General features: G+C 65.3%; 9 protein-coding genes. 5 read left to right on the top strand and 4 right to left on the bottom strand.

Features of this window, described 5'->3' with window-relative positions; genetic code table 11:
- Positions 1 to 19: 19 nt before the first annotated feature.
- The 4 genes from ABQU90_RS18470 to ABQU90_RS18455 all read right to left on the bottom strand — a co-directional run bounded on the left by ABQU90_RS18470 (position 20) and on the right by ABQU90_RS18455 (position 5,886).
- Complete coding sequence (locus tag ABQU90_RS18470; protein WP_323523343.1) at positions 20 to 1,810, bottom strand: DUF885 domain-containing protein; 1,791 nt, start codon at positions 1,808 to 1,810, stop codon at positions 20 to 22.
- 89 nt (positions 1,811 to 1,899) lie between these two features.
- A complete protein-coding gene (locus tag ABQU90_RS18465) occupies positions 1,900 to 2,361 on the bottom strand; it encodes a cytochrome c oxidase assembly factor Coa1 family protein (RefSeq protein ID WP_323523342.1) in 462 nt (153 codons plus the stop codon).
- A gap of 63 nt (positions 2,362 to 2,424) precedes the next feature.
- Complete coding sequence (locus tag ABQU90_RS18460; protein WP_323523341.1) at positions 2,425 to 4,662, bottom strand: S9 family peptidase; 2,238 nt, start codon at positions 4,660 to 4,662, stop codon at positions 2,425 to 2,427.
- A 534-nt stretch (positions 4,663 to 5,196) separates the two neighbouring features.
- On the bottom strand, positions 5,197 to 5,886 hold the full coding sequence (locus tag ABQU90_RS18455; RefSeq protein WP_115514187.1) for a glutathione binding-like protein: 690 nt from the start codon (positions 5,884 to 5,886) through the stop codon (positions 5,197 to 5,199).
- Between the two features lie 412 nt (positions 5,887 to 6,298).
- On the opposite strand from ABQU90_RS18455, the gene ABQU90_RS18450 reads away from it, so the two are divergent.
- The 5 genes from ABQU90_RS18450 (at position 6,299) to ABQU90_RS18430 (ending at position 13,902) form a co-directional block, all read left to right on the top strand.
- Positions 6,299 to 9,313, top strand: coding sequence for a TonB-dependent receptor (locus ABQU90_RS18450; RefSeq protein ID WP_323523340.1), 3,015 nt, complete (start codon positions 6,299 to 6,301; stop codon positions 9,311 to 9,313).
- Positions 9,314 to 9,465: 152 nt separating this feature from the next.
- On the top strand, positions 9,466 to 10,167 hold the full coding sequence (locus ABQU90_RS18445) for a SapC family protein (protein WP_323523339.1): 702 nt from the start codon (positions 9,466 to 9,468) through the stop codon (positions 10,165 to 10,167).
- Positions 10,157 to 11,170, top strand: coding sequence for a cupin-like domain-containing protein (locus ABQU90_RS18440; RefSeq protein WP_323523338.1), 1,014 nt, complete (start codon positions 10,157 to 10,159; stop codon positions 11,168 to 11,170). Before ABQU90_RS18445 ends, ABQU90_RS18440 begins: the two co-directional genes overlap by 11 nt.
- A gap of 10 nt (positions 11,171 to 11,180) precedes the next feature.
- Complete coding sequence (locus tag ABQU90_RS18435) at positions 11,181 to 12,746, top strand: tryptophan halogenase family protein (RefSeq protein ID WP_323523337.1); 1,566 nt, start codon at positions 11,181 to 11,183, stop codon at positions 12,744 to 12,746.
- Positions 12,747 to 12,885: 139 nt separating this feature from the next.
- Entirely contained in the window at positions 12,886 to 13,902 is a 1,017-nt protein-coding gene (locus ABQU90_RS18430) for an energy transducer TonB (protein WP_323523336.1), read from the top strand.
- Positions 13,903 to 14,468: the final 566 nt, after the last annotated feature.

Below are 14,468 nucleotides of genomic sequence, written 5' to 3'. Positions count from 1 at the left end.
CCTGTGATGCGCCGTGTGCTCAGCGCTTGTTCTGCTGCGCCGGAACGAACTGCGTCTCCACCGCCTTGGCTAGCTGATCCGGTGGCAGCAGACCTTGGTCGAGCAGGAAGTTGTTGAAGGCCAGGCGGTCGAACTTCTTGCCTAGCGCCAGCTCGGTGCGCATGCGCAGTTCGAGGATGCGGGTGTAGCCGTAGAAGTAGCTGCCGGCCTGGCCGGGGGCGCGGACGGTGTAGCGGTCCAGTTCCTGGCGGGTCATCGCCGGCGAAAGGCCGACGTCGTCTTCCAGTACCTGGCGCGCGCGTTCGCGGTCGATCTGGCCCAGGTTGAGCATGGGGTCTAGCATGGCGCGGGCGGCGCGCAGCAGGCGGAACTGTAGGGCGATCAGCTGCCCGTCGAGAGGCTCGTACGGGACCATTTCGGCTTCGGCATACAGCGCCCAGCCTTCGACGTTGACCGAGTTGAACGCGAACATGCTGCGCGCCAGCGAGACGCCGCGTTCGACCATGGCGGTGAACTGCAGTTCGTGGCCAGGGCGGCCTTCATGTGCGCTGAGCGTCCAGGCGGCCGAGCCGAAGTTGAAGTCGTCGTACTGCTCCTTCTTGGCGCCGTCGGCGGTCGGGTTGCCCAACGGCAGCACGAACTGGCCTTGCTGGCCGGTGTTGCCGATCAGCGGTGCCGGCAGGAAGTGCGGTGCCGGTTGCGCAGCGCTTTCGGCGGCACTGCCCAGGCGCATCTGCATCGGGCGGTTGGGCACATCGACGATGCGCTGCTGACGAATGATCGGATCGATCTGGTCGATCACGCCGCGGTAGTAGGTTTCCAGCTGGTCGTCGGCGATGGTGTTGCCCTTGAGCGCACGGATCACCTGCACATAATCGCTACCCTGCACGCCCTTGGCCTTGGCCACCAGCGGGGCGAGCTGGCGCATGGCCGAGCGCGTTTCCATGAATTCTAGCTGCGCGCGCTGGATCAGCACCTGCGGGGCGATATCGATTCCGACCTGCTTGAGCTGAAACGCATACAGCGGCTCGGGCAGACGGGTGTCCTTGCGCGCCTTCGGCAGCACGGTGGTGCGGGTCCAGCTGGCGTAATCCTTGAGCTGGGTAGACATGGCCTTGAGCGCTTCGTCGGTGCCAGCGATCTTGTACTTGGCGAACAACTCGCCGATGCCTGCGATGTAGGTGTCCACGTTGGCCAGCGCCTGTTCCACTTCGCGCTGGGTGGGCTGCAGCAACGCCTTGTTGCTCAGCTTTTCCTCGTAGCGCTGGCGCGCTAGCGTGGTGGTGGGCGTGCTCCCTGGCACCAGGCCGACATAACGCTTGAGGCGGTCCAGCGCCTTGGCGCGGCGCTCGGGCACGGTCTGGTCGGACAGCAGACCGTTGAGACCACTGAAGACCGCCTCAGGCGCGTCGCTCCAGGGCAGCAGATAACGCTCGTTGAGCTCGCTGCCTTCGATGTTCTGCTCGGCAGCGCCGATCATGATCTGCAGGTCCTGGCGCACATTGGCATCGCGCTCGATGGCGAGCTTGGTTTGCAGCGTGGCGCGCGCCTTGCGCATGGCATCGCGATAACGCGCGGCGTTGTCCGGCCCCAGGTCGACAACCTGATCGTCGTAGCCGGGCACACCGAAGAAGCTGGCGTATTCGGGCTGGAACGGCGCCTGCGCGTTGAGCAGGATCTGCGCATATCCGTTGCTGGTCTGCACCCAGGCCGGGCTGGCGGGTTGTGTGGGCGCGGTCTTGCCGGTCTGTGCCTGCAACGGCAACGAAGAACCGAGCGCCAGCGCAACGGCGAGAACGAGTGGCTTCATGAGGCAGATCCGCGAATTGAGTAGCGCGACCCTACGCATCTGCGGCGGCGGCAGCAATCCGCCTTAAGTCATGGCGTACGGGGCTGCGACTACGCGGGAGTTGCAGACGTCGCTGGCGACAGGCTGATCGGGTCGCCGTGTGGACCGGCAAACGTCAGGGTCTGGTAGGTCCAACGGCCGTGCCTGCGCGTGGCATCCACTTGCACGCTGCCGTTACCGCGCGGCCCGTGCAGGCCCACGCTGAAATGGGCCTCGCCGATGTCGCCGACATAACTGATGCTGCCATCGGGCAGAAACGCTTCGGTAATGGGGGTGCCCAGGGTCTGCACGACATGCGTGTCGGCCTTGGCGATGCGCAGCGCGTCGCGGTACACATCGCTGGATTTCACTGCCGCAGTAATCACGTAGATCAACGCGCCGATCACCAATGCCAGCAGCAGGAATAGCGCCACGCCGATGCCGGGAACGACCCACTTCCAATGCCGGCTCCAGAACTCGACAGAGCGCAAACGATGCGGCGAGGCAACGGGAATGGGGGGCGGCAACGACATGGCACTCCGTGTGCGAACGCAGAGGAAACCGACAGGCGATACGTCTAACGCAGCGGCAACCGTCTACTGCTGTGACGGCATCAGGCAGCGCTGCAAAAACGCCTCGGCGGTCTTGTACCGGTGCAATGCATTACTGCCGGATAGCCCGTGCTTTGCGCCTGGGTACGTCATCAACTCGAACGGCGTACCGCGCTGCTGCAGCGCGCTCATCAACGCGGTGGAGTTGGTGAACAGCACATTGTCGTCGGCCATGCCGTGGATCAGCAGCAGCTTGGCGTGCAGGCCATCCAGGTGGGTGGCGACGCGCGCGTTGCGATAGCCATCGGCGTTGCCGGCCGGCAGGTCCATGTAACGCTCGGTGTAGTGGGTGTCGTACAGACCCCAATCGGTCACCGGTGCGCCGGCCACGCCGCAGGCATAGGCGTCGCTGTGTTTGGCCAGCAGCATCAGCGTCATGTAGCCGCCGTTGGACCAGCCCTGCACGCCGATGCGCGCCGGATCCACCCAGCGCTGGGTCTTGAGCCAGGCCACGCCTTGCAGCTGGTCGTCCACTTCCACCGTGCCCTGCTTGCCGTACAGCGCTCCACCGAAGTCGCGGCCGCGTCGCGGAGTGCCGCGGTTATCCAGCGAAAACACCACGTAGCCGCGCTGCGCAAGATATTGATCGAACAACGCATCGCCACGGCTAGGCCACGCATCGAGCACGGTTTGTGCAGCGGGGCCGCCATAGACATAGACGATGACCGGGTAACGCTTGCTCGCATCGAAGTTGTCCGGCTTGGTCAGCCGGTAGTGCAAGGGTGTCTTGCCATCGGCGGCGGTGAGCGTGCCGAAATTGATCGGGCGCTGTGCGTCGCGGTACCTGGCATACGGATGGTGCGGATCGGCCAAGTCGTTCTTGAGCAAGGTGGCGATTTTTTCGCCATTGGCACGAAACAACTCGATCTGCGGCGGTGTGGTGGTGTTGGACCAGGTGTCGACATACACGCTGGCGTTGTTGGCGAAGCTGGCCGCATGCGTGCCATTGGATGTCGAGCGTTTTTCAATGGCGCCGCCGGCCAGCGGCACTGCGTAGAGGTGGGTCTGCGTGGGCGAGTCCTTGCTGCCGGCGAAGTACAACAGGCCGGCCTGCTCGTCGACGGCCAGCAGCGCGTCTACCACCCAGGCGCCGGACGTCAGCGGCGTGAGCGTGGCGCCGTCTTCGGAGGCGAGGTACAGATGTTCGTAGCCACTGCGCTCGGAATTCCAGACAAAGCGGCCGTCCTTGAGAAACCGCAGATCGTTGGTGAGTGGCACCCAGGTCGGCGAGCTCTCGGTGATCAGCGTGCGTTGCTTGCCGCTGGCCAACGTGTTTTCAATCAGTTCGAGCCTTTTTTGATCGCGCGATTGACGCTGAAAGGTCAGCCGCTGCGCATCGCGCCAGTCCACACGTGCCAGGTAGATGTCCGGCTGCTTGCCCAGATCGATCCAGGTCGGTACGGCGGCGGCGCGCGGTGCGATCACGCCCAGTTGCACGGCGACGTTCGGTTGCCCGGCCTGCGGGTAGCGCTGGCTGATCACCTCGGTGTGGTCGGCATAGACCTCCGGGCGTTTTTGCACCGGCACCTGCGCTTCGTCGATGCGCGCGAAGGCGATCGCTGAATCGTCCGGCGCCCACCAGTACCCGGTGTGGCGATCCATTTCTTCGTCGGCAACGAATTCGGCCACGCCGTTGCCGATGGTCTCGCTGCCGTCGCGGGTGAGCTGCAGCTGCTTGCCGCTGGCCAGGTCGATCACCCACAGGTTGCGCTCGCGCACGAAGCTGACAAAACCGCCCTTGGGCGAGAGCTTGGCGTCGGTGGCGAAGCCTTCGCCGTGGGTCAGCTGGCGCACTGCGGCGGCGCCGGTCTTGTGCAGGTCGTACAGATACAACTCGCCCCCCAGCGGGAACAACAGCGCCTGCGCATCCGGCGCCCATTGGTAATCGACGATGCCGGTGAGCGCGGCGATGCGTTGGCGCTCGCGGCGGGCCTTTTCCACATCGCTGAGCGTTTCGGTGCCGGGCAACACCACTTTGGAATCGACCAGCAGGCGGGCCTGGCGGCTGGCGATGTCGTATTCCCACAGATCCAGCTGGTTGCGGTCGCTGTCCTTGCCGCGCAGGAAGGTCACGCGCGAGCCGTCCGGGGCCACCTTGGGCTTGAGCAATGTCGGCCCCGACAGCGGCAACGGGCCGGTGATGGCCTCCAGGGTGAGTTTTTCGGCGTGGGCCATGGGGACGGTGCTGAGCATGAGGGCAAGGGCGGCGAACAGGGCGCGCATCGAAGATCCTGTCTGAAGACAGCGCACAGGATGCGGGCACGTGGGGTGTTTGAGAAGCGTGGCGATGGTGTGTGCTCGCCACGGGATGGTGCGCGCATGGGTGTGTGCGTGTACTGCAGGGCTGTGCTGGGGGTGTGATCGCTCTGCTTTGGGCGAGCAGAAGTGCGTTTGGGCTGGCGGTTGAAGTTGGCGCGCTGCGGAGGATGCATGCGCATTGCATGCGAAGCAGATTGCGGGGCGCGGTAGGTCTGGTGCTACTTGCGTACCCTCACCCCAACCCCTCTCCCGGGGGGAGAGGGGCTCGATCAGCCGCGTTCGATTTGTCGCGTGCGGGTGATGTGCGCGAGTGCCGCTGCTAACTCTTTGCTGCTGCTTGCTCTTGCTAGTTGCTCTTGCTGCTTGCTCTTGCTGCTTGCTCTTGCTGCTTGCTGATTCTGCTTGCTGATGCTGCTTGCGTTTGTTGTTGCTGCGCAGTTGCAACAGTCGCCGCGATCGCCGCGTGTACTGCTGCGCGAACGCTCCTACTGCGTTGCCTCAACGCTTGCCGAACAGGTGCTTGCGCTCTTCGTCGCTGAGCGGCTTGCCGGCGTTGGGATTGACCTGCTCCTTGAGCGCATACGCACGCTGGGTGGCCGGGCGGGCGGCGATGGCGGTGTGCCAGCGGTGCAGATTCGGAAACGCTTCGAAGTCGGGCTTGAGGTCGCCATACACCTGCAGCCAGGGATAGCTGGCCATGTCGGCGATGCCGTAATCGTTGCCGGCCAAAAACGCATGCTCGGCCAGGCGCTTGTCGAGCACGCCATGCAGGCGGCGGACTTCGGCGTTGTAGCGATCGATGGCGTAGGCAATCTTTTCGGGTGCGTAGACGTTGAAGTGGCCCATCTGGCCGGTCATCGGGCCCAGCCCACCCATCTGCCAGAACAACCACTCCAGTGCGGCGATGCGGCCGCGGGCGTCGCGCGGCAAGAAGCGGCCGGTCTTCTCGGCCAGATACAGCAGGATCGCGCCGGACTCGAACACCGCTTGCGGCGCGCCACCATCGGCCGGGGCATGGTCGACGATGGCCGGCATCTTGTTGTTGGGCGAAATCTTCAAGAATGCCGGCTCGAACTGGTCGCCCTTGCCGATGTTGACCGGCTTGAGCGTGTAGTCCAGCCCGGCCTCTTCCAGGAACAAGGTGACTTTGTGGCCGTTGGGGGTGGGCCAGTAGTACAGATCGATCATTGGTTCGCTCCGGTGCGTAAAGGGTGATCAGCGCGGCTGACGATGGGACCACGGCAGGCAAGTGGTCGGCAGGCCTGCGAGGCGCCGAGGTCGCCACCCGCACCCGCCCTGCTGAACCTGCCTGCCGCACCTACGCGCCAACTCCGCTCGGCTGGATGTGCGCAGTCGCCATGTCGGTCGCCCTGGGATAGCTGCCACTGTGTCATCGACGCCCGATGGTACGACCAAGCGATCGAGTGCGGCTGCATCAAGCGATGCGCGTATTGGAACGATGTGTGACGCCATTGGCTTGCGGCCGATGCTGCACTGCAAATTGACTTTGTTAAGCCGGCACTAACAAATGCGCGATTGCTGTTCGACCTTTGCCTGTCCCGTTTGGGGCCGGCTTTCTTTGCTTGGGGATGGAATCATCGTGAGAGAGCTACGCACCCTGCCGCGCACGCGGCGCTTGACGTCTGCCTTGTTGTTCGCATTGTCGACGCCGCTGGCCGCGCAAACCGCGCCGGCGCCGCAGTCGGCCTCGACCGTCCCCGGCTCCAGCCAAGCCGACCCCGCCACGCTCGATACCGTGCAGGTCAGCGGTATCCGCGGCAGCCTCACCTCGTCGATGAACGTCAAGCGCGACGCGCAGGGCATCGTCGACGGCATCGTGGCCGAGGACATCGGCAAGTTCCCCGATACCAACCTGGCCGAGTCGCTGCAGCGCATCAGCGGCGTGTCGATCGACCGTTCGCTGGGTGAAGGCTCGCGCGTCACCGTGCGTGGCGTCGGCCCGGACTTCAACCTGGTGCTGTTGAACGGCCGGCAGATGCCGGGCGCCAGCATCGAAGAATCCAATGCCTCCAACTCGCGTGCGTTCGACTTCGCCAACCTGGCGTCCGAGTCGATCTCCGGCATCGAGGTGTTCAAGACCAGCCGCGCCAGCACGCCCACCGGCGGCATCGGTGCCACCATCAACATCAAGACGGCCCGGCCGCTGGACAACCCGGGCATGCATGCCAACGTGGGCCTCAAGGGCGTGCACGATGCGTCCAACGAGAACCTGCCCGGCCGCCTGCAGGGCGATTCGCTGACGCCGGAAATCTCCGGCATCTTCAGCACCACCTCGGCCGATGGACGCTTTGGCGTGTCGTTGAGCGGCAGCTACCAGGAACGCGACTTCGGCTACAGCCAGGTCGGCGTACCCAACGGCTGGCGCTCGTTCCGTGGCGATTCCACCGCCTACGGCACCATTCCGCAGCCGGGCACGCCGGGCTCGGAGAACATCGTCAACCGCCCCGGCCCGAACGATATCTACTCGGTGCCGCAGAACCTCAACTACCGCGTGGTCGGCGTTGAGCGCCAGCGCACCAATGGCCAGCTGGTGCTGCAGTACAAACCGCTGGACAACATCACCACCACGCTGGATTACACGTACTCGGAAAACAAGATCCAGCAGCAGCGCAACGAAATGTCGGTGTGGTTCAACTACGGCCCCTCCGCCAGCGCCTGGACCAATGGTCCGGTGGCAGGTCCGATCACCTACTCGGAAATCGTCAACCCGGCTACCAGCGATCTGGCTACCGCCGGCTCCAACGCCGCGACGCGCAACCAGAACAAGTCGCTGGGCTTCAACGTGGATTGGGCAGTGAACGATCAGTTCAAGCTCAACTTCGATATCCATCGCTCCACCGCCGAAGCCGGCGCGGACAGCCCGTACGGGTCGAGCAATTCGCTGGGCGTGTCCGGCTTCTACCGCGGTACCTCGGTGGTGGATTTCAGCAAGGATTTCCCGGTGTTGCAGCAGCAGCTGGGCTTTGGCCTGAACGGGCTGGACCCGTCGCGCACGTTGGTCACCGGCTCGGCGTTCCGCAACAGCTACATGAAGTCGGAGATCGACCAGGCGCAGGTCAACGGCGACTTCACCTTCGAAAATTATTCGCAGTTGAAGTTCGGTATCGGCAGCACCGAAGTGAAGAATCGTTCGGCGTTCTCCAACGTGCAGCGCGATACCTGGGGCGGCAACGGCACCGCGGCTGATTATCCGGACGATCTGTGGATTCCGAGCTCGTTCGCGCAGTATTTCGATGCGATCGGCGGCAGCGGCAACCCGGCGCAGTTCAACCAGTTGTTCCTGTTCGACTTCGAGCGCGCACGCCAGGCCGCCGCGCAAGCCGCCGGCGATGAGTCGCTGTACCGCATTGCGCCGGTGTTTACCACCGACCGCCGCGTGACCGAAAAATCCAAGAACGCCTACCTGCAGTGGAATAACAGCTGGGACGATCTGCGCGTGCCGATCAGCCTGGCCGCCGGTGTGCGTTACGAAGAAACCAAGGTGGACGCGCAGGCGCTGGTGCCGGTGGCGGTCGGCATCGATTGGGTCGCCAACAACGAGTTGCCGATCCGTCTGGCCGACTCGGCCTTCGCCGGCGGCAGCGGCAAGTACGAATACTGGCTGCCCAGCCTGGACCTGAGCTTCAAGCTCACCGACGACCTGGTGCTGCGCGGCAGCTACGGCGAAACCATCGGCCGTCCCGGCTGGGGCGACATCCAGGGCGGGCAGACGCTCAACCAGATCGCACGCCTGGAAGGCGGCACCGGCCAGGAAGGCAACCCCGGCCTGAAGCCACTGCTCTCGCACAACATCGATATTTCGCTGGAGTGGTACTACAGCGATGCCAGCTACGCCTCGGTGGGCTTCTTCCGCAAGAACATCGACAACTACATCGGTGTGACCACGCGCAACGACACCGCGCTGGGATTGAACACCCCGGTGGGCGGTGCGTACTGGAACGAAGCGCTGGGCAACGGCTGCGCCTCGGCCGACCTGACCTGTATCCGCAACTACATCTTCCGCAACCGCGGCGGCGCGCCCGGCGTGGTGCGCGGGGCAGACGATGCCAACGGCAACGCCACCGGCGTGATCAGCGGGCAGCCGGGCGACCCGGTGGCCAACTTCGCCATCACCGCGCCGGCCAACCAGCGCTCGGCGTCGCTGGACGGTTGGGAATTCAACCTGCAGCACATGTTCGGCGTCAGCGGCTTCGGCGTGTCGGCCAACTACACCATGGTCGACTCCGGGCTGACCTACAACAACGCGGTGATCGGCGAGCAGTTCGCGCTGGAAGGCCTGAGCGATTCGGCCAACGTGGTCGGCTTCTACGACAAGGACAAGTGGCAGGTGCGTGCGGCCTACAACTGGCGCGACGAGTTCCTGGCCGCGCGTTTCGACGGTAGCGGCCAGCCCAACCCGGTCTACACCGAAGCCTATGGCCAGCTGGATCTGAGCATCGGCTACCAGTGGAACGAGAACCTGTCGCTGAGCCTGGAGGCGATCAACCTCACCGACGAAGTGCAGCGTCAGCACGGCCGGCAGAAGAACCAGATCGTCTATGCCACCCAGACCGGCCCGCGCTACATGCTGGGCCTGCGCTACAAGTTCTGGTGATGTAATTGCGGCACCGAGCGTCCCGGCAGCGCGTCTGCCGGGACGCTTGCACGACCTTCCTGCGACAGGTGCAGCACGACAGCGGCACTTGCCGCGCGAGGGGTAACTGTCCAAGCATGGGCCACGCGCCCCCGCGTGATGTGGCGACCCCCATGACCAATGCTGTGTTGTTGAACAATCTCGATCACCGCGATCTGCGCGTGATCACCGCCTATGGCGCCGCCTATGGCGATGACGTGATGTCGGCGGCGACGTTTCCGCAGGAATTCCGCCAGCTGCAAGGCCAATACCCGATCGTGTTCCACCGCAACGATAGCGGGCGGTTTCAACCGCTGGCCCTGCTGGGATTACGCCTGGGCGAAAACCTGTTTCTGGATGGCGCGCGCTGGGATGCGCCGTATGTGCCACTGGCGATCCAGCGCCAACCGTTTCTGATCGGCCAGCAACCGGAAGGGCCGATGGTGCACGTGGATCTGGACAGCCCACGCATCAGCACCCAGGACGGCGAGCTGCTGTTCCGCGAACACGGCGGCACCACCGATTTTCTGTATCACATCAGCCAATTGCTGCGCACGCTGCACGATGGGCTGGCGGCGAGCGACGCTTTCGTCGAGCGCCTGCTGCGCTACGAGTTGCTGGAACCGTTCGTGTTCGAAGCGACCCTGGATAACGGCCTGGACTGCCGGCTGGCCGGCCTGCACACCGTGCACGAAGAACGCCTGCGCGCGCTCGGCAAGACGGCGCTGCTGGACCTGCACCGGCATGGCGATCTGGAGCCGCTGTACATGGCGGTGGCTTCGGTCGCGCAATTCCGCCACCTGCTCGAACGCCTGAATCGCCGCCATGCCGGCTGAGCCGCGCGCCATCGACGAACGCCACGGCCTGGATCCGCAACAGCTGGATCCTGCGCTGCTGCGTTCGACCACGCCGCTGGTCCTGCGCGGGCTGGTGCGCGACTGGCCGTTGGCCCGCGCCGGTGCGCAGTCCGCGCAGGCAGCAGCTGCTTACCTGCGTGGATTCGATCGCGGCGAAGCGGTGGTGGCGCAGGTCGGGCCACCGGAGATCGGCGGGCGATTCTTCTACAACGCGGACATGAGCGGCTTCAACTTCCGCCCCGAGCGCGTGCCGCTGACGGTGGTGCTGGACACCTTGTTGCGCGACCTGCACAACGCGCAGCCGCCGGCGATCTATGTCGGCTCCACCACGCTGGACACCTACCTGCCCGGCCTGCGCGCGGCCAATCCCATCGCGCTACCGCAGGCCGAGCCGCTGGCCAGCATCTGGATCGGCAACCGCACGCGAATCGCCGCCCATCAGGACTTGCCGGACAACCTGGCCTGCGTGGTCGCCGGGCGCCGCCGCTTTACGCTGTTTCCGCCCGAGCAGTTGAGCAATCTGTACATCGGCCCGCTGGATCTGACCCCGGCCGGGCAGCCGGTCAGCCTGGTGGATATCGCCGCGCCGGATCTGCAGCGCTTTCCGCGCTATGCGCAGGCGCTGGAACATGCCGTGGTCGCCGAGCTGGAACCGGGCGATGCGTTGTTCATTCCCAGCATGTGGTGGCACCACGTCCAGGCGCTGGAAAGCTTCAACGTGCTGGTCAATTTCTGGTGGCGGCAAAGCCCGGCCTACATGGATTCGCCGATGAACGCGCTGATGCTGGCGTTGCTCACCATGCGCGACCTGCCGCCGGAACAACGCGCCACCTGGCAGGAGGTGTTCCGGCATTACGTGTTCGAAGCCGATGAGAGCACGGCCGCGCATGTGCCCGACGCGGCGCGCGGTGTGCTGGCCCCGATGGACGACAACCGCGCCCGCAGCCTGCGTGCACGCTTGCTGCAACGCTTGAACCGCTGAGGATTGACGCATGTCGTACACCGCCCCCTTGGACCCCCAGCAGCGCCCGGTGCGACGCGTGGTCATCGCCGGTGGCGGCACCGCCGGCTGGATGGCCGCCGCCGCACTGTCCAAGCTGCTGGGCCGGCAGTTGCAGATCACCCTGGTGGAGTCGGACGAGATCGGCACGGTAGGCGTGGGCGAAGCCACCATCCCCAGCCTGGTCACCTTCCATCGGCTGCTGGAGATCGACGAAGCGGCGTTCATGGCCGCCACCCAGGCCACCTTCAAACTCGGCATCGGCTTCGAGCATTGGCGCGATGTGGACAAGCACTACATCCACTCTTTCGGCCACACCGGCACCGATCACTGGAGCGCGGGGTTTCACCACTTCTGGTTGAAGGGCCGCCAACGCGGTGTGGCACGCGACTTCGGCGACTACTGTCTGGAATTGCGCGCCGCCCAGGAAGGCCGCTTTGCGCATCTGCCCAACGGTGGCATGAACTACGCCTACCACCTGGATGCGGGCCTGTATGCGCGCTTCCTGCGCCGCTTCAGCGAAGGCTTTGGGGTGCAGCGCATCGAAGGGCGCATCGGCGAGGTGCAGACCGACCCGGACAGCGGCTATCTCACCGCGCTGACGCTGCAGGACGGCACGCGCGTGGAAGGCGACCTGTTCATCGATTGCACCGGTTTTGCGGGGTTGCTGATCGGCAAGACGCTGGGCGTGGGCAGCGACGATTGGTCGCGCTGGTTGTTTGCCGACAGCGCGCTGGCGGTGCAGACCGAATCGGTGGGCCCGCCGGTGACCTATACGCGATCGCGCGCGGATCAATCGGGCTGGATGTGGCGCATTCCGCTGCAGCACCGCGTGGGCAACGGCATCGTGTATTCCAGCCGGTATACCGATCAGGACAGCGCCCGGGCGGTGCTGGAGCGCAACCTGCAAGGACGTGCGCTGACCGAACCGCGGGCGCTGCGCTTCACACCCAATCAGCGCCACCGCGTGTGGGAAAAGAACTGCGTCGCCTTGGGGCTGGCCAGCGGGTTTCTGGAGCCGATCGAGTCGACCAATATCCATCTGATCCAGCGCGGCATCGTCCGCTTGCTGCAGACCTTTCCGCAGACGATCAACGCGGTGGACATCGCCGAATACAACCGCCAGGCGGCCGATGAGATCGCGCATATCCGCGATTTCGTGATCCTGCATTACCACGCCACCGATCGCCGCGACACGCCGTTCTGGCGCGACTGCGCAGCGATGGACATTCCCGACTCGCTACGCCACCGCATGGAGCTGTTCCGCCGGAGCGGGCGCGTGTTCCATCAGAGCAACGAGTTGTTTGCAGAGAACTCCTGGGTGCAGGTGATGCTGGGCCAGGGCATCACCCCGCAGCAGCACCACCCGGTCGCCGACCTGATGGGCGATGCAGAGCTGCGCCATTTTCTGGAGAGCATCCGCCAGCGCGTGGACGCGACCGTGGCCACGTTGCCGCCGCATGCGGACTTCCTGCGTCACCACTGCCCCGCCCCGCCGCTGCCCGACCCGGCCGCCCGCGTGCCGTCCGATGCGGCGCTGGCGGCCCCGGCAGGATGAATTTCGCATCCGGCTGCGGCAACCCTTGGCTTACACCGCCCCAGCAATGCTAGATTGCGGCATTGCCGTCCATTGCGGGAACAATGGCCGGCGCTCGCCGTAGCAACGTTATCTTTCGCACTCGGGGTAAGGGGGACGCATGTTGGATCTGACACAGGGCCGTATGGCACGCCGGATCGCGCCGGTCATTTTGCTGGTTGGCCTGGCTGCCTGCTCCAAGCAGGAAGACAAGGCCGCCACCACCGCGCCTGCCACCGGCACTACGCCGGCAGCATCGGCTGCGGCACCGACGCCCGCCACCGCGGTGTCGCCGCAGGTGCAGTCGATGGCTGCCGATCAGTTACGCGAATCGGCCACCAAGGCGTTGCAGGACAACCGCATGTACGCCCCGGTTGGCGACAACGCGGTGGAGTACTACCTGGCCCTGCGTGAGAAGCAGCCGCAGGACGCCACCGTCAACAGCGCGCTGACCGACCTGTTGCCGTACACGCTGATCGCCGCCGAACAAGGCATCAGCCGCGAAGAGTTCCCCGAGGCGCAGCGCCTGATCGCGCTGATCGAAAAGGTCGACCCCAAGGCACCGGCACTGCCGCGCCTGAAGTCGGGCCTGGAGACGGGCATGAAGACCGCCGCCAACCGCTCCGAGCAGGATGCCGAGCAGGCCAAGAAGTTGGTCGAGGACAAGGCCAAGCAGGCCGCCGAGCAGAAGCGTCTGGCCGAACAGCAGACCCGCGAAGCCGCCGCTGCCCAGCAGATTGCCGCCCAGCAGGAAGCCGCCCGCCAGCAGACCGCCGAAGCCGAGCGCCAGGCCGCTGCCCGCCGTCAGGCGGAGGCCCCTGCCCCGGCCGCACCACGCCCGGCACCGGCACCGGCAGCCGCCGCCGCCGCAGCGCCCGCTGCGCAGTCGCTGCGTCCGATCAGCACCCCGGCACCGCGCTACCCACCCGAAGCGCTGCGTGCCGGTACCTCCGGCGAAGTGCTGGTGGAGCTCACCGTGGGCACCGATGGCTCGATCACCGCCTCCCGCGTGCTACGCGCCAACCCGCCGCGCGTGTTCGATCGCGAAGCGCTCAACGCCGTGAAGCGCTGGCGCTTCGAGCCGGTTGCCGCACCGGTCACCACCCGCCGCACGCTGTCGTTCAATCCGGGCGGTTGAGCCCGCGCTGGGGAAGGCGTCGCTGCTTGTCGACGCCACCCTGGATCCCACGCCTATCGATACCGGCACGCTGCACTAGGAGCGCGCCGGTATCGGCACGGGACGTTGCGGGATCGGAGATCGCCCGCACCGGGATCAAAGGCGTCTAGGACTGCAACCGGCGCGCGCTTCCGCACTTCGCCGCTGCTGATTGACGCAACAACTATTGGAAACGCAAAAGCCCGCAGCGATGCGGGCTTTTGCGTTGTGGAGCATGCGTGGCTGCACGTGGATGTGCGACAGCGACGTCACTCATCGAGAGCGTTACTGGCGCTTGCTGGCCGTACCCTCATCCGGCGCTACGCGCCACCTTCTCCCGATGGGAGAAGGGAGCTGCTTGGCTTTGTGTGAGAAGAGAGCTGCTTCGTTCGACGGGAGAAGGGAGCTGCCTGGCGCTATGTGAGAAGGGAGCTGCTTCGTTCGACAGGAGAAGGGAGCTGCTTGGCGCTATGTGAGAAGGAAGCTGCTTCGTTCGACGGGAGAAGGGAGCTGCTTGGCGCTGTGTGAGAAGAGAGCTGCTTCGTTCG

This window comes from Xanthomonas sp. WHRI 10207, assembly GCF_040202975.1.
Classification (GTDB): domain Bacteria; phylum Pseudomonadota; class Gammaproteobacteria; order Xanthomonadales; family Xanthomonadaceae; genus Xanthomonas.
Note: the sequence above shows the minus strand (reverse complement) of the source record. Positions and strands in the feature narration are given on the sequence as shown.

What these genes read in the sequence shown, in the direction of transcription:
- ABQU90_RS18455 (WP_115514187.1), bottom strand. Translation starts at nt 5,886, where the DNA reads ATGATCGATCTGTACTACTGGCCCACCCCCAACGGCCACAAAGTCACC.
- ABQU90_RS18445 (WP_323523339.1), top strand. Translation starts at nt 9,466, where the DNA reads ATGACCAATGCTGTGTTGTTGAACAATCTCGATCACCGCGATCTGCGC.
- ABQU90_RS18470 (WP_323523343.1), bottom strand. Translation starts at nt 1,810, where the DNA reads ATGAAGCCACTCGTTCTCGCCGTTGCGCTGGCGCTCGGTTCTTCGTTG.
- ABQU90_RS18435 (WP_323523337.1), top strand. Translation starts at nt 11,181, where the DNA reads ATGTCGTACACCGCCCCCTTGGACCCCCAGCAGCGCCCGGTGCGACGC.
- ABQU90_RS18440 (WP_323523338.1), top strand. Translation starts at nt 10,157, where the DNA reads ATGCCGGCTGAGCCGCGCGCCATCGACGAACGCCACGGCCTGGATCCG.
- ABQU90_RS18430 (WP_323523336.1), top strand. Translation starts at nt 12,886, where the DNA reads ATGTTGGATCTGACACAGGGCCGTATGGCACGCCGGATCGCGCCGGTC.
- ABQU90_RS18460 (WP_323523341.1), bottom strand. Translation starts at nt 4,662, where the DNA reads ATGCGCGCCCTGTTCGCCGCCCTTGCCCTCATGCTCAGCACCGTCCCC.
- ABQU90_RS18465 (WP_323523342.1), bottom strand. Translation starts at nt 2,361, where the DNA reads ATGTCGTTGCCGCCCCCCATTCCCGTTGCCTCGCCGCATCGTTTGCGC.